At 51.6% G+C, this 16,088-nt stretch carries 14 protein-coding genes and 1 pseudogene; 13 read left to right on the top strand and 2 right to left on the bottom strand.

Annotated features, from left to right (window positions below):
• Positions 1-13: 13 nt before the first annotated feature.
• Genes G3M78_07075 through G3M78_07085 form a run of 3 tightly spaced genes read left to right on the top strand, consistent with a single transcriptional unit; the run spans position 14 to position 3,514 of the window.
• Positions 14-1,549: an amino acid adenylation domain-containing protein gene (locus G3M78_07075; GenBank protein QPJ65163.1), complete on the top strand. Its 1,536-nt coding sequence runs from the start codon at positions 14-16 to the stop codon at positions 1,547-1,549.
• A complete protein-coding gene (locus G3M78_07080) occupies positions 1,542-1,802 on the top strand; it encodes a hypothetical protein (protein QPJ65164.1) in 261 nt (86 codons plus the stop codon). Before G3M78_07075 ends, G3M78_07080 begins: the two co-directional genes overlap by 8 nt.
• The gene (locus G3M78_07085; protein QPJ65165.1) at positions 1,802-3,514 is read left to right on the top strand and encodes a hypothetical protein; all 1,713 of its coding nucleotides are present in this window, start codon (positions 1,802-1,804) and stop codon (positions 3,512-3,514) included. Before G3M78_07080 ends, G3M78_07085 begins: the two co-directional genes overlap by 1 nt.
• A 542-nt stretch (positions 3,515-4,056) precedes the next feature.
• On the opposite strand, the pseudogene G3M78_07090 reads toward G3M78_07085, so the two are convergent.
• Together G3M78_07090 and G3M78_07095 are read right to left on the bottom strand one after the other, a co-directional pair.
• A pseudogene (locus G3M78_07090) lies at positions 4,057-4,173 on the bottom strand (ATPase).
• 118 nt (positions 4,174-4,291) lie between these two features.
• Positions 4,292-4,876: a hypothetical protein gene (locus G3M78_07095; protein ID QPJ63874.1), complete on the bottom strand. Its 585-nt coding sequence runs from the start codon at positions 4,874-4,876 to the stop codon at positions 4,292-4,294.
• 218 nt (positions 4,877-5,094) lie between these two features.
• Here G3M78_07095 and G3M78_07100 point away from each other — a divergent pair, with 218 nt between their 5' ends.
• From G3M78_07100 to G3M78_07145, 10 genes are all read left to right on the top strand, one after another.
• Positions 5,095-5,559, top strand: a complete 465-nt coding sequence (locus G3M78_07100) for a type II secretion system protein (GenBank protein ID QPJ65166.1) — start codon at positions 5,095-5,097, stop codon at positions 5,557-5,559.
• Positions 5,552-6,049 carry a prepilin-type N-terminal cleavage/methylation domain-containing protein gene (locus G3M78_07105; GenBank protein QPJ65167.1) on the top strand — a complete coding sequence of 166 codons (498 nt, stop codon included), beginning with the start codon at positions 5,552-5,554 and terminating at the stop codon, positions 6,047-6,049. Before G3M78_07100 ends, G3M78_07105 begins: the two co-directional genes overlap by 8 nt.
• Positions 6,050-6,051: 2 nt before the next feature.
• On the top strand, positions 6,052-6,552 hold the full coding sequence (locus tag G3M78_07110; protein ID QPJ65168.1) for a prepilin-type N-terminal cleavage/methylation domain-containing protein: 501 nt from the start codon (positions 6,052-6,054) through the stop codon (positions 6,550-6,552).
• Positions 6,549-8,174, top strand: a complete 1,626-nt coding sequence (locus G3M78_07115) for a hypothetical protein (GenBank protein ID QPJ65169.1) — start codon at positions 6,549-6,551, stop codon at positions 8,172-8,174. The genes G3M78_07110 and G3M78_07115 overlap by 4 nt, the downstream gene beginning before the upstream one ends.
• Positions 8,175-8,338: 164 nt before the next feature.
• Positions 8,339-10,102 carry a pilus assembly protein PilM gene (locus G3M78_07120; GenBank protein ID QPJ65170.1) on the top strand — a complete coding sequence of 588 codons (1,764 nt, stop codon included), beginning with the start codon at positions 8,339-8,341 and terminating at the stop codon, positions 10,100-10,102.
• A gap of 18 nt (positions 10,103-10,120) precedes the next feature.
• Entirely contained in the window at positions 10,121-10,711 is a 591-nt protein-coding gene (locus G3M78_07125) for a hypothetical protein (GenBank protein ID QPJ65171.1), read from the top strand.
• Positions 10,708-11,172: a hypothetical protein gene (locus tag G3M78_07130; GenBank protein QPJ65172.1), complete on the top strand. Its 465-nt coding sequence runs from the start codon at positions 10,708-10,710 to the stop codon at positions 11,170-11,172. The genes G3M78_07125 and G3M78_07130 overlap by 4 nt, the downstream gene beginning before the upstream one ends.
• A gap of 171 nt (positions 11,173-11,343) precedes the next feature.
• Positions 11,344-13,146 carry a hypothetical protein gene (locus G3M78_07135; GenBank protein QPJ65173.1) on the top strand — a complete coding sequence of 601 codons (1,803 nt, stop codon included), beginning with the start codon at positions 11,344-11,346 and terminating at the stop codon, positions 13,144-13,146.
• A gap of 5 nt (positions 13,147-13,151) precedes the next feature.
• Positions 13,152-14,597, top strand: coding sequence for an AAA family ATPase (locus G3M78_07140; GenBank protein ID QPJ65174.1), 1,446 nt, complete (start codon positions 13,152-13,154; stop codon positions 14,595-14,597).
• A 14-nt stretch (positions 14,598-14,611) separates the two neighbouring features.
• On the top strand, positions 14,612-16,087 hold the full coding sequence (locus G3M78_07145; GenBank protein ID QPJ65175.1) for a tetratricopeptide repeat protein: 1,476 nt from the start codon (positions 14,612-14,614) through the stop codon (positions 16,085-16,087).
• The last annotated feature ends 1 nt before the right edge of the window (position 16,088 follow it).

Below are 16,088 nucleotides of genomic sequence, written 5' to 3' on the forward strand. Positions count from 1 at the left end.
AATCCATGAATGCTTGAAAGATCAAGTCGTGCTGGCGATTGATTATTTGAAAACGACGGTTGAACGATATCCCGACAAGACGGCGATTGTCGACTCCGGCGCAAGCGTTTCGTTTTTACAAGTCTGGAATCGCGCCCTGCATCTGGCTCGCTGGATCAGCGTTCGATTTCCTGATCGCGGTTTGCCTGTGGCGATCGACCTGCCCAAATCCATCGACGCCATTATAGCTCTGGTCGCGGTTCAATTGAGCGGTAATATTTACGCGCCGCTCGACCCGGAAAGTCCGCCGGGGAGAAAACGAGAGATTTTTAAATCGCTGGGCGAGTTCCTCTGGCTCAGAGAAGAGGCTGGGCGGATCACATTGAACGACGAGGTCTACGACGAAGCGCCCGTTCAATCAGAGAATCTGGCGGGATTGGAGCAAGCCTTGCTCGAACGATTGGCGCACGGAGCCGACGCTTGTCCCCTGTACATCATGCACACTTCGGGCACGACGGGCAGACCGAAAGGCGTCGCCATTTCCAACGCTTCGGTGATCGATTATATTGAATGGGCGATTGAAACCTACGCGGTCAGCGAGGCCGAGACGATCGGCAGTCAGGCGCCGCTTTGTTTTGATAACTCGACTCTGGACCTTTACCTTTGTTTTTTCACGGGAGCGACTCTGCACTTGATCCCGCGGGACACGCTGGCCTTTCCCCCCTTGCTGGGAGAATACCTGGAATCGATCCGGATCAATTTCATTTTCTGGACGCCTTCCTTGATTTCCAATATGCTTGCGTTGAAAATCTGGCGCAGTGGAGAGGTTCCCGGTCTGAAAAAAATTCTGTTCGCCGGTGAGGCGATGCCCTTGAGCGTGTTGCGTCAGTTGCGGGAACTATTTCCCGACGCCTTGTTGTCCAACTTGTACGGACCGACGGAAGCGACGGTCGATACGACCTACTGGATTTTCGGCGATGAACTGGAATCGCTCGAAGCGACGCCAATCGGCAAACCCTGCCGCAATCACCGTATCCTTCTGCTCGACGATGCGGGGCATTTGATCGAACGCGCGGATACGCCTGGGGAAATTTGCATCGCCGGAGCGGGGGTCGCGCTGGGCTATTGGAACGAGCCGGAGTTGACGCGACAGGCGTTCATCGCAAACCCGGAGCCGGGGCGCTGTGATGAGATCATTTATAAAACCGGCGATATGGGATACGTATCGGGCAAGGATGCCTTGATTTATCTGACGGGACGCAACGACGGTCAGTTCAAGCATCAGGGGCATCGCATCGAGTCCGGGGAAATCGAAAACGCCTTGAACGCGCTGGAGGGAATCGCGCAGTCCTGCGTGTTTTACGACGCGGACAGCAAGGCGATCATCGCCTGCTATATGGCGGTGAAGGGCTACGAAGGGCCGCCGCAACGCGCGGACTTCAAAGACCGTTTACCGACCTATATGTTTCCACGACGCTTTATCAAGGTGGAGACCTTTCCGCAGACGGTTAACGGCAAGCTGGATCGAAAGGCTCTCCGCGAACAATACAATCAAGGGCGTTATGAGTAAGACAGAAATCGAATCTCAACTCCGCGACTTCATCGAAGCGGAATTTCCCAATCCCGGCGTTGTTCTGGAGGCGACCACGAATCTGCTGGAGGACTGGTTTGTGGACTCCTTCGCAATCGTAAACACCATCCTTTTTATCGAAACGCAATTCGGCGTTGAAGTGGCGCGCGCCGATGTGAACCCCTCTCATTTTCAAAGTATTCAAACCCTGGCGTCTTTCGTCGAAGAGCGCCTTCAGTCAAACGCAGGCTGATGGCCGGATTACTGGGAGCCGCCCCGGTCAGCCGCGAAACCCAATTGGCGAATGATCGTCATTCGCCCGCTTTGGTCGTCCTCGTTCTCGCTTTTCTGTGCGTCTATATTTATTTGTTCACCCAGGCGGCGGACGAGATTGGCGCGCCGCTTCCGAAAGCGGTCGCCGATGCGGTGGGATGGCACCCGGAAAAAGTTTTTGACGACGATAACGTCAGCAGTGAACTGTACGTTCCCATGACCTGGCTATACGATAACGACGATGAACGGTTTGTTTTGTTCGTCGGCGTCGCCATCGCTTTCCTGCTGGTTTATTTTCTTCCTCTCGATTTAAAACGTCCGTCCCTTGTAATCTCATTTTGCGTGATTGTGTCTATCCTTTACGGGCTAAGGGGGATCGCCGGTCTGGCCGCATCGCACGCTATTGTGTATCTGGTTCTGCACCCGGCGCGCGGTCTGCGCGTCTGGCTCGCGGGATGGCCCGGTTTTCTCGGCTATCTCGCGCTGGGAACTTATGAAGCGCTTTCTGTTTGGGCGATTTTGATTGCTGTGACTTGCGGCGTCGCTTCAGCAGTCCTGTATCGTTACCTTTTGATCCGCGCGCTGGACGCTCCGCGTCTGGCGCCCTGTCTGCGCGTGGTCGCAACGCAGTCCGCCATGATTGTGGCTCTGGGAGGCGCGGTCTGGGAAGGTCTTTCCGGGCAAACTTTTGAGCTTGCGCTCGGCGTTTTACTATTCTTCTGGCATTGGGAGCGCCTGCTTCTTTATTACGTCGACTATAAGGATGGGCAGATTCCGGCGGATATCAGCTTCTGGTCCTATCTCTCCGTTTTCATGGCGCCGGGGCAGATAGGCAACTGGAACTGGGGCGTGACGATCGGGCAGGGCTACGCCTATTGCCAGAATAATTTTTATTGCGAAGACAAGAATCGACTGATTGTCGACGGCTTGCGATTGTGGGCGCTTTCAATCACCTATCTGGTTCTGGCGCAATGGGGCGTTTATCTTTTGCTTGCTGTATTGCAGGATTTGGGGTTTGTCGTTTTTTCAAGGAATAGACAGATGACCTGCCATTTTATTTTTGACGGGCAGGTAACTACGTCTACCGTTCTGTTGACCAGCTTGATGGATTTATTGAGGTGGACCGCCATATGGGGCGGCGTCGTGCATTTCAAGGTGGGCTTGTGGAGAATTTGCGGTTATCGCATTGATCCTTATTTCAATTACCCCTGGCTTTCGACCAATATGGTCGCGCTGTGGTCGCGATTTACTTTTCATTATCGCGAATTCCTCGTTAAGGTTTTTTACTATCCGGTCTTTTTTCGTTGTTTCCGTACTCGACCCTATTTGCGGATCGCCTGCGCCACCTTTGCGGCGGCGGGCGTCGGTAATATGGTGTGGGGGCATCTTAGTGAAGCGGTTTTTTATAAGGGCGTGGCCTGGGGAAATATTGCCGGAGCCTTGCGCCAATGGCCTTATTTTGTTTTGTTGAGTCTGGGGATCACGGTTGCGCAGTTCTGGTTGATGCGCAAAAAAAGGGATTCGCGCAAGCCCTGGACTTTTGATCGCCGAATCGTGCTGGACGCATTTGCCGCATACGTTACGCTACAGTTTTACGCTTTGATCCATGTATTTTATCACTATTGCCAAGAGGGAACGACAGCGCAACACTTCAAATTGTTTTTGATTGGTTTTGGAATCGGGGGGAACTGATTTTTTTAATACGGGCAACCACGGTTTCTGAATGAACTGAAGAACACGTAGTTTTTACTTTCTCCCTGAAGCAGGAAGCGACAGCTGGGGCAGTTGCTGAACTTGTTGACGGTTTTTGAGTCGACAGAAATGAATTGATTGTTGAATTTGGAATCCCTCGGAAACAGAAAGTTCACCGCGTTGCCGCCTTCCTCGTCTCCGGCATCTTCTGCATCGGTCGAGTCTGCGATATCATCTAGCGCGACGGTCTGATTGACCGTCAAAACCTTGTTGCCGCCGATCGAATCGGGCTTCACGCAATATTGAACCCGAATATTTCCTTCAATCGTATCAAATTTTCCATGACCGATCAGGCCTTTGCCTGACAAGTCGCCTGTTGTGGACTGCAAGGTGACATTCTTTGAGGTTACGTCTGCGAGAATACTTCCAGAGCTGGAATAAGCGTCCATTTTCGCTTTCATCCCTTCGATCTTGACGACGCCTCTGGCGGCGCAAATACCTCGCTCTAAAATGGAGCAAGCATAGTTAGCGTCCGCATCGGTATCCTTATCCTTGTCTTTGTCTTTGTCCTTATCTTTATCTTTGTCTTTGTCTTTGTCCTTATCTTTATCTTTGTCTTTGTCTTTGTCTTTATCTTTGTCCTTATCCTTATCGCTATTATGGAAGAAGGCCAAAGCGCTTTGAGGAGACAGAGGCTGTAAGGTTCCTTCAAGGACAAACTGCTTCCAGTCCGCCGAAAGAACGGCGAAGGCAATGAACGCTGACACTATGTATTTTTTATAGTTCGTCATCTGTTTCAGGGACCGGAGGGTTTTTAGGGAAAATTTTAGTTTCTCTGGGGATGATTGCGGAAATCGTCATCTCGCAATTACTGGCCGAATTGATCGCATCGGTCTGGACGCGCAAAATATTTTTCGTTTTGCTCCAGTAGAAACCGCAATCTTCGCCGCCGCTGATTTTAGTAATGGTCAGCGTGCAGGTGGCTTCGTCTGTTCCCTGGACCAATATATTGGGGCCGCCCGCGTCGTCGGTGGCGGCAAAGTCTTCATCGTATTCAATCTGGATTTTGTTGATCTCGCATTCGGTCCAGGTGTGGTTAAAGCTGGACTGATCGTAAGTATAGGTTACGCCCTCGTCCTCTGCCGCTTCCGTATCGACGTCCTTATCTTTGTCTTTATCTTTATCTTTGTCTTTGTCCTTATCCTTATCTTTGTCCTTGTCTTTATCAGACGAAATGACGGGATTCAGGAGAGGGTTCAGTAAAGGAGTAACTGCAAAGGACGATTTCGGAGACAGGTCTGCCACGACAATCGCGGAAGCGATCAGAGCGATTCCCAATTTGATTTTCGAGTCGGTTTTCATGTCGCGGCAAATCTTCTTTTAGTATTTTTGATTACACTTAAAGTATAAGAACAGGAGGTATGGGACTCAAGCGAAATTTTTGAATCTGTTGGCGGCGCTGGAAGACAGGGCGATTTTTCAGTCTATTTCATTGAAAAAAAAATTGTTGCGGTTTTTCTTGTTTTGACTCTTTTCCCGCCCACTCCTATAATAAAATGGATAGGAGACGAGAAAAAAATATGCTTCATTTTCAAAAAAACGAAGGTTTCCGCAAGGGAGATTCCGGGTTCACTCTGATAGAAGTCATCAGCGTGATCCTTATTTTAGGGATTCTCGCCGCAGTGGTCCTGCCCTTAATAAACACCGGCAACATTGGCGTGACCACGGCGGCTTCTACCGTGCGCACGGATATTCGTTTTGTTCAGGAACTGGCAATGTCGCGCAACCCTTCGACGACGGGTGAAATCGGGATCACTTTCACTACAGGGCAGACGAGTTACAGCATCACGGACCCCAAGAATATGTTTAGCGTCACTCGTCAACTGCCTGAAGGCGTCTTTATATCTTCAGGAGCCACGGTTTCATTCAACAAACATGGCGAACCGGAAAACGGCGGACTCGATACAACGGTACAGATCAGCGATGGAAACGAAAGCGTGACGATCACCGTGAAGGCCTACTCGGGGCGGGTGACTTATGCTTGATTCTAAAATTAGAACCGCGTGCCCGGGGCCGCGACTTCAATTCATGAGGCGCCTTGCCAACGATGATTCGGGCATGACCTTGATAGAAATCATCATTGCCATCGTGCTGATTGGCATTGCGATTCCCAGCATCATGATTCCGTTTTCCGGTTTGGGCGATTCGCAGAGACCGGAGATCGCCGTGCAGGCCACTTATCTTGCGCAGAGGCAGATGGAGGCCTTTGCCGAACTGGGCTATGACGATCTGGCCGCGTCGACGGATTCGCATTCAACCTGCGCCAATTTTGTCGCCAATGGAACCGGGCTGGGGAATATCTCCTGCTCGGTAGCGGATTTTACGGATTACACTTATACATGGTCTATAGAAGACGTCACCGCCGGAACGCCCAGCACGCAGAGCGGCGGCGCAACGTTTGGTAAGAAAGTCACCTTGACGATCACGCATTCGTCGGGCGACTCCTACGAATTCTATGAATTTTTTGGAATGTGATGATGACGCGACGGGTACGTACAGATAATCGGCGCGGAGGCGAAGCGGGCTTCACTTTGATCGAACTCATCATCGGCATGGTGTTGATTGGTATTCTGGGTGGGTTCTCGGTCCAGTTCCTGTCGCGCACGATGCAAATGGGGCAGTTGGTGTCCGGGCAGAAAAGTCTGGTGGATGAAGCAAAAATTGCGCTCGACCGTATGGCGCGCGAGGTTCGATTCGCCAATAGCATCGCCAGTTTCACGTCGACCTCGATCACGATAACCACTTCCGGTTATGCGCAGGACACGTCGACAAATGTCAGCTATTCGTATTCCGGCGGAGTTTTGACCAGAACGGGCGACGTTTCCGGAGCGCACACGATTGCTGAGAATATTTCCAGTTTCTCGATCACGCAATCGGGAAGCAGTTTTTATGAATTCAAAATGACTCTGACCGATACGGATGGACAGAATTTTAAATTAATGACGGCGGTATTTCCAAGGTCCAAAGTGGGCGTATGATGAAACCTTCTCTAAAGAATTTGCCGGGTCGTTTGCGCAGGCAGGAAGACGGCGTTTCCATGTTGATCGCTGTCGTTGTGGCGATTGCGATTATCGGAGCGATCAGTCTGAATTTTCTCGCCGAAACGTCTCAGAAACAATCTGGCGCATCGGTGGCTTACACCTCTCTCAACGCCTTCCTCGTTGCCGATGCGGGAGTGCGTTATGTGGAAAAATGTTTGCGCGACCACGACGCCAATTGCCCCATCGCCAGCAGTACGGACTGGAAAACGGATTTCATTACTACGCCGGGGACCAAGATCAGTAAGAATTTTCCCAGCAATACAGGGGAAGAGTTTTTTACCGTTGAGTTCTCCCAGCACTCGATCAACGACGCCGACAATATCCGCGTGACCTCGACCGGCACCTTTCGCGGGGCGGAGCGGGTGATCTCTTCGACGGTCTCGCGAAGTTCGACCTGCGTGCTCGGCGAACAGGCGATTTCCTATTGCACGGGGGTGAATATTCTCAACAGCGCCAGTTCCAGCGATCCCAACGGCCCGGAGTCAGTTTGTCCGGTGACATCGGTCACCAGTATTTTCCCGAGTGGGTTTCCTGGCGATCCCAGCGGTTGTACGGATTACCCTGTCTATTCGAACGGCTCTCCGTCCTTTGCCTCTCCTTATCAATATTGTAGCTTCACGTTGGACGGAACTAATTCCGATGAGATCGGCGCGCAGAGTTATTTTACCGCTCAGGCAACAGCGGGGACGTCTACAATTTCTGTGAGCGACGCTTCAGATTTCGTCGTGGGTATGAAGGTGCGTTTGACGCCGGGCGCCCAAATTGGATCGTCTGGAGCATCGGGAACATCGGTGGATCTTGACACGAATTCTCCCGCGCTGGGTTCATCGCCGCTTGTCAAGATTGTCAATAGCGTTACGGGTTCGAGTCCCTACGACGATGCGGAAGAGGAAACGGTGGATTCCGGGGGAGGGACTTCGACCTTGACGCTTTCCGATTCGCTCATTGACACCTACGGCACATCCGCAGCCGCTGATTTTACCGATTCGTCGACGGGCGTCACGAGCGAAGAGAAAACGATCTCCAGTATCAGCGTCAATGATATTACCTTCACGACTCCGTTAGGGAACGCTTATGAAACAGGAAGCAACGCGGAATCGATGATTACGATGTATGTGGCGAATGATTTTAAAATGAGTAATACCTCCAGTTTGGATGTCAAAGGCATCCTGACGATCAACATCGGCGGCGAGATGGAGTTGAAAAATTCCTCAGAGATTCTGGTCTATGGGGCGCTCGACGTTTTAGTCGAAACGGATTTCCTCCTGTCCAATTCCGCGCGCATCAACGATGTGATGTCCTTCGCAGGCGATTTACTGGTTCAGGCGGTGGACGATGTTTCGATCAAAAACTCGACCACTTTCAAAGGCGCCATTCTGGCGAACGATACGGTGATTATTAAAAACAACGCCGACGTGACGGGGTCGATATCCGGCGATTCGGTGACCTTGTCGAACAACGCCACCTTGACCTATGACGATGGCGCGGGGTCGGATTCAGAGGGCATTGGCAATTGCGCCCCGACGACATTCAATCCTCCCGACCAGAGCGGCGGTTGATCCTAAAAACCGTTCAAACGAGAGCTGATCCAATTAGTTCAATTTTTTCAATGGCTTTTGCGATTAAAGTCGTAGCCGACGCCAGAAGAATATGCGATAATGAAAGCGGTCTCTATGGTTTTTCGAGACAGGGGCGCACTTGGGTCAACGCATTGGATGTGTAGATGAAACTTCAACTTCCCTCAAAAATAAATAAAATCAATCAACCAAGCATCGGCCTGGATATCGGCTTCAATTCCATCAAGGTGGTGGAAATTATAAGCCGTGAAAAGGGTTTTGAAATTGTCCGGTTTGGTTTGACGGAGATTCCCGCCGAGATCGCGCAGGAGAAAAAACGCGCGCCAGCCCTGGGCGCTTTGATCCGCAGAATGTTTTCGGAAAATAACATTAAAGGGAAAAAAGTTTATATTTCTGTCAGCGGACACAACGTCGTTATCCGAACTGCCGTTCTTCCCAAGATGCCGCTGGATGAGTTGAAAGACGCGATCAAGTGGAATGCAAGAGAGGAAGTTCTGTTCGATCTGGAAAAAGCGGACATTGCTTATCATATCGTCAAGGAAACTGAAATAGACGGCTCCATTTTCTACGAAGTCCTCACAGTGTTTGTGCGCGAAGATGTGATCCCGTTCATGGTGGACATCGTCCGCCAGGCGGGTTTGCAACCCCTCGGCGTGACCGTCGTCCCCATGGCTTTGTGGGACTACGATTTGGCTGTCAACACGGTCAAGCCTCACCAGGTGACCAGCTATATCGACATGGGGTCCGAACGCACCCGCGTCTATTTTGTCAGCGAATCGCAATTGCTGTTCTCGCGCGAAATCCCCAATGGCGGAAAAAATATCACCGCCTCTCTGGTCGGCGATTATGAAATCGAGAACCGGGACACGGTGACGGTGGACGAAGTCCGCGCAGAGACCATCAAAAAAACATTCGGCCTGCCTGCCGAAGACGCCGCGGGAAAAACCGAGGAGGGTATACCTCTGACGGTCATCCGCGAACGCATTCTTCCCGTCGTCACCAAACAAGTTGAAGAGTTCAACCGTTCCATCGAATATTTCAAGAACAAGTACAAGACGGACAAGGTGCATCGTCTGATCATATCCGGCGGCGGAGTGGGGTTGAAAGGAATGTACCAGTTGCTCGATCAAAGTCTGGATATGGAGATCGATCGTTGCAACACCTTGTTTCAGGCTAAAACCGGTTCCCTGGAATTGACAAAGGAACAGGCGAAAATGATCGGTCCCAGCCTCACTGCGGCGGCAGGCCTGGCGGTGGGGCAGTGTTCGAAAATCGACTTGTTGCCGGAACGGTTCAAATTCTCCGTTAAAAAATTATTGATCAAACTCGCTCCGTTTGCTTTTATTCCTTTTTTGCTTGCGGGAATGGCTTCATACAGCATGCAATTGCGAGAAGAGATTAAAGTGGATGAGAAAAAGCTTGAGGAGAATAAAGCCCTTCTTGCCAGCCTGCAAAACAAATTGGGGGAGATGCAGGGACCCAAAAAAGAGATCGATGGGCTGGAAAACAAGATTCAGAATCTGAAGCGCGAGAAACGCAGTTTTCCCGGAAGTTCTTCCGCGCCTGTGGATTTCTGGGAAATCCTTGAAGAGATCGCTATGGCGACTGGAAGCAATGTGTCTTTGTCGCAACTGCATTATACGGACGCCAGTTTTGGTAAAGAGGATGATGAGGAGGAGGGTTTGGCGCCGCAACTCAACCGTTTGATGATTCGTCTGCAGGGCAATATTTTTGGCGAGGATCTCGGCGCGCAGGTTTCCCTGAGGAATTTTCTGGAGGATTTACGCAAGTCTCCAGCATTTAAAGAAATTCATATTATCAAGACGGAGCCTGTCAAGGATGGACGTTTTACAAGCCCTGGATTGACGTTTGAACTCAACCTGATTCCGCATGAGAGAAATACAGCGTGATGCTGGCAAGGCGATATTATGGCGGTTAAAGTCGAAAAAGTAGATCTTAAGAATATTTCCAAGCGGGATCAGCTCTTTTTATTGATCACCGTGGTTTCCGCGATTGGGTACCTGTTCTATGAGTTTGATTTTAAAATATTGGAACAAAAACATAAACAGGTCAAAACTCAAATGGTAAAGGTCGTCGAACCGCTGGGAGCAATTCAGCTATCCATGCAACAAATGGCGGTCAGCAACCCTGAGAAACGAATAGAAAAATTGAAGGAAGACGTTGACGCGCTGGATAAGGAAATCGCTGAAATGCGGGCGCTGCTGGAGGGCAAGGCGCTGGGTATCATGAACGCTCTGCAGACCGAGGCGAGTTATAACGGCATCATCATTAAAAATATCAGGACGAGGGAGAAGCAGATCAAACGCGGTTCGCTCGAATTGAAAGAATTTTCTTTGATCCTGGTCATGAACAGCGATTATGAAAGCGTCAAATATTTCATGGATTCGTTGACGCGCATGCCCGCGGTGATTGGGATCAAGAGTTTTGAGATTTTGCGGAATGAGGATATTTTGCCTCTCATTGAAACCCGATTGTTTTTGAAAATGTACGTTTTATGAACTCAAACGCTCTGGCTTCCAATCGCCCTGACTGGAAACGCGCGGCTTGTCTCGCCCTGTTTCTGGCGCTCCCTTGCTTGCTGGGCGCTTCGGGCGTAGATGACGTTTCGTCTTCGGAAACGCCTGCGCAGGTGAATGATGAGCGCGAGGAGATTTTTGTGATTCGGGACAATCCGTTCACCTTCCCTGCAGGCGTTTATCCCAAGGACAAAGTCCCGGAGGAGCCTCTGCAAACCTTGTTTCTTGAAGCGGTGATTCAGTCGGATGGCAAGAGACAGGCCGTAATCAACGGCTTCAACTTTTTTGAAGGGGACATGGTGTTCGGTCGGCAGTTGATAGAGATCATGGACACTCAGGTCAGCTTGCAGGATGGAACGGCGCGCAAGATACTAACCCTGCAAACGCCGGTGATCGATCCGATGCGTTTTTCATTGCAGGTGCGAAAACAGAGATCCCCTTGAGCGCGACCCCCTGTCTTTGAAATTTTCTGGACAGTCCCCCTCCCTCGAAACAATGCCCTGGAAGTTCCTTGAAAGGCATTAAGTTTAATTAATACAATAATTTAATGGACTTTTAGCGCGGCTTGCGTTATTTTGTCTGTGTATAAATTTATATAAATTTAAAGTAATTGTATGTTTTCTACTTTCAAACGATATCGTTCGTTAGCGCTCTTGTTTTTAATGAGCAGTCAAGGCCTGTCCTGCGCGACCGCGCAACTCGGGCCGGATAGCGATGCGTCTCCGGTCAAACCCTTGGAAAATCTGGTGCAATTGCAACCGGCGGCGACAGCGCACTCGGAGCCTGTCGCGACTGAACGAAAAGGTTTGCCTGATGAGATCACCCTGCTTCAGTCCGATCTGACGACTCACTCCGCTTCGACCAGCCCGACCTTTACGCTTTCGGCGCGGGATGTGGATGTGAAAACGGTTTTGTTCGCCTTGTCCAATGAAATCCCTCAGAATCTGGTGATCGACCCTTCGATCGACCAGCGCGTAACGGTTGATTTGAAGGACGTTCCATTGGAACAGGCGCTGGAAAATATATTGAGCCCTCTGCGTATTCGTTATGAGCTGGACGAATCCACCCTTCGGGTGACGCCGGAGAAACTTGAGACGCGGATTTTTCATTTGAATTACATCATGTCGCGCCGCGTGGGCAACAGCAATCTGTCCTCATCCAGCGGCGGCGGCAGGAGCGGCGACACGAGCGCGCAGTCTGGAGCCAGTTCGGGAAACAGCGGTTCGGGACGTTCCACCAGTTCCATTGAGTCCCAGGAAGTTGCCGATGTGTGGACGGAGATCATTGAAAGTCTTGGACAAATCGTGTCGGCGTCGGCAAGAAGCCCATCTTCCTCCGGCGTGGCGCCGGATGCAGACCTGGGTTCGGCCGACATAGGCAGCGCTACGGGAGATTCTTTGAGCGGTTCTTCAAGCGCGTCCAGTTCATCCAGCTCGTCATCCAGCGCTTCAAGCGCTGTCGCAGGCGACCCTGAGCGGCCCTATTTCACGGTCAATCGGCAGGCGGGAATGGTCATCGTTAAAGATTACCCTGACATTTTGATGAAAGTTGCGGAAGTCCTGGAAATGGTCGAAGGCTCGGTGCATCGCCAGGTGTTCATTCAGGCGAAGATCATCGAGGTGACCTTGAACGATGAATACAAGCTCGGCATCGACTGGAGCCAGGTCAGCCCGATCACGCTCGCATCTTCCGATACAGGGGCGGGCACAATTTTAGGCGGATTGGAGAATGCAACGATCACCGGAGCGGCTAATTTCACTTATGGAATCGCCAACGCGAATTTCAGCGTGGTGGTGGACGCCTTGTCCAAACAGGGCAATGTGAACGTTTTGTCCAATCCAAAAATCGCGACCCTGAACAATCAACGGGCAGTGATCAAGGTGGGCACGGAAGATATTTTCTTCGTTCCTGAAACGACCCCGGCGACGACGACGACGGCGGCGACGACGACCTTCACCCCGGAAGCGGTGACCATCGGTATTGTCATGGACGTGGTGCCGCAGATCAATTCCAACGGAAATATCATGATGAGCATCAACACCAGCATCACCGAGAAAAATGGAGAGCGCACATCGCCGGACGGGATCAACATCGTTCCTATTCTGGACGTGCGAGAATCGAACAACGTGGTGTTGTCCGGCAACGGGCAAACGATCGTGATCGGCGGTTTGATGAAAACCCGTAAGGAGGATAAGGATAATTCCGTTCCTCTGTTGGGCGATCTGCCCATCCTGGGGCGTCTGTTCCAGCATGTCGAACGCACCGTTGAAAAAACGGAATTGGTGATCATGCTCACGCCGCAAATCATGGCGGGGCAGGAAATTGATGAACGAAAAGCTCGTGAAATGGCAAGCCTGGGCAATATGGGTTTCGCCTATCCAAATGAGTCCCCTTGGGGCAACCCTGTTCAGAGGTAGGAGATATGTACGAGGATTTTTATCGTTTCAAAGAGAAGCCCTTCAGCCTGACGCCCGACCCGGAATTTTTGTACCTGAGCAAACAGCATCAGGGCGCGCTGGATCACATGATGTACGGCATCCGGCAGAGGGAAGGATTCATGGCGGTGGTGGGCGACGTGGGAACCGGCAAGACGACCCTGTCGCGTTGTCTTCTGGAACAACTGGATCCCGGCATCGCGGTGGCTTTGATCCTCAATCCGATGCTGTCGGATATGGATTTGCTGAAAACCTGTATTCATGACCTGGGCGCTCCGCCCGTGCCTTCGCGCCGAAGCATGGCGGCCTCGGGAGCGAGTCTGGGCGATCCCGGCTTCGCTCTTGAAATGGATGACAGCGGGACGGATGAAGACTGGGTGAACAGCGCTTCGAAAAAAGAACTGCTGGACGCTTTGAATCATTTTCTGATCGAGCAGTCTCAAAAAGGCGGGTCCACTGTGATCATCATTGATGAAGCGCAAAACCTGCCGCTTCAGGTGATGGAGCAATTGCGCATTCTGTCGAATCTGGAAACGGAAAAAGAAAAATTATTGCAGATCATTTTTGTCGGGCAGTTGGAATTGAACGACAAGCTGTTTCTTCCAGAACTCAAACAATTGAATCAGCGGATTTCGATACGTTATGAAATCACGCCCTTGTCAAAGGAAGAAACCCGAAATTATATCAACCATCGCTTGCTCGTCGCAGGGGTTGGCTCTCGCGTCGCCTTCGCCGCTCCTGCGGTGAACTTGATTTATAATTTTTCAAAAGGCTACCCGCGTTTGATCAATCTGGCCTGTGACCGCACCTTGCTTGCGGGCTATAACAGTCAGGCCGATGTCCTGCAATTGGAGCATGCCCGACAAGGGATACGGAGTTTGCAGGGGAAAGACGACCGCGAATCACGAACGCCTTTGCGCGCGTTTTCCTTGAAGAAAACGCTGGCGCTTGCAGCCGCTCTGGCGGTCGCAGGATTTTTGATCTGGAATGAAACGGCGGACGCGCCCAATGCTGAAAATTCAGTCGCTGTGCAGGCGGCGCAACCCACGCCGGTATCCGCGCCAGCGCCGCGTGTCGCGCCGGAGCCGACTCCGCAAACGATAGCAGAGCCTGTTCCCGCAGAAGCGCCTCAAAGCGAAGCGGTAGCGGTTCCAGTCGTGGAGCCGGAACCGAACGTCGCCGCGCCGGAAGAGGCGGGATATCGAATTCATGTCGATTCCACCAATTCAAAAAAAGAGGCGGATAACGAGGTAGCCCGGTTACAGCAAGCGGGCTTTGACGCTTTTTCGAAACAAGTTCAGGGTCCCGGCGGGGCATGGTACATGATCTATGTCGGCCCGTTTGAGGATGCGGCAAACGCTCGCGTTCATATGAAAGCCTTAAAATTTGCGGGTAAAAAGCCAATTCTTTTATCCATTATCAATAATGGTTGAAAAGGGCGGGAACATTGAGCCTGATTGCGGACAGTCTTAAAAAAGCGTTAAAGGATAAAACCTCTGGTAAAAAACCTGCGCCCGAAATCAACCTGATTTCTGACAAGAAACCTCGGGGCGGGGCCGGTTCGAACTCTCAGGCGATGAAAGTCGCCGTGCTGATCGGCATTCCGGGAATTATCCTTTCGTACCTGATTTATGCAGGCGCCTTCGATTCGAGACGCACCAAGATCACCGACCTTCCGATTTGGACGACGCTGGGTTTCAAGGCGCCGCCTCCAAAAGTCACACTGAGAAAAACGATTCCGCCTCCACCGGCTCCCGCTCCCGCTCCCGTCGCGCCGCCAGTGCAAGCGCCGGCGCCCGTTCCGGTAGCGCCCGCTCCCCAGCAACAAGCAGGGCTTGCTCCTGCAGTTGAAGAGCCGGTCCCTACAGCGGTCGTTCCGCCACCGCCTCCTGCGCCCCCTGTGGAGGTCGCGCAAGTCATGCCGAAGCCTAAGAAGAAAACGCCGCCGCCGAAAAAGAAAATTAAAATCCCGGCGGCCAAAGCGAAGACGCCGCTACCGGTTCGCAATGAAGATCCGGAAAAACTGGACAACGCGGCGGTCGCCCTGGGCGATATGGAGACGCCGCAAGAGATTGCCGCCCGAAAGGCGATGGAGCGTGAACGAAATGTTGAGTCGACGCCGGCTGTCATTGATGAGATGACGGCGGCAACTGAGAGAGGTCACAATCAGGCGGGTCAAGCGCCTCCCGAACAAGAAAAAATTGCGGCGTCTGCAGATGCAAAAGAAGACAAGGTGATGGAGGATGGACAGATCACCGTCAACAAGAGCGTCGATGCCAAAGCGCTGGGTTCAAGAGATCAGGAGCAAAAGAAAGCGGAGCCTGTATATCAGGAGACGCCGGTGCCTCCCGCGTTCAGAAACAGCGGATTTTATTTCAACCGCGCCGTCTTTTTTCAGCAATCGGGGGAATGGCAGAAGGCCCTGGAAAATTACCGTCAAGCGGCGGAGATGGCGCCGGGAAACGCCAATATCTACAATAATATGGGCGTGATCTATAAAGAGCTGGGGCAATACGATCAGGCGATCGATGAGTTTTTACGCGCCCTTTACCTCGATCCGAAGTATGGGAAGGTGTATAACAACATTGGAGTGGTATACTACCTCAAGGAAAATTATGCCGGGGCGGCGACCAACTACCAGAAAGCCATCCAGATCGATTCCGAGAATCTGGATGCGCTGAACAACCTTGCTGTGGTATATAAGGCGCAGGGTCAATATGCAAATGCGCGCGCGGCGCTCAATCGGGCCTTGGCGATCAATCCCAAGCACCCGAGTACGAACTATAATCTGGCTGTTTTATATGAAGCGGAAAAAAATATTGAACCTGCAAGGCATTATTACTGGCGCTTTGTCGAATTGGGCGAAGCGGCTCACCCCTCCCTTGTTTTTGAAGTCCGGCGTCATCTCGACACCCTCCGCTAAG

This window comes from Candidatus Nitrohelix vancouverensis (genome assembly GCA_015698305.1).
In the GTDB taxonomy this organism is placed as follows: domain Bacteria; phylum Nitrospinota; class Nitrospinia; order Nitrospinales; family VA-1; genus Nitrohelix; species Nitrohelix vancouverensis.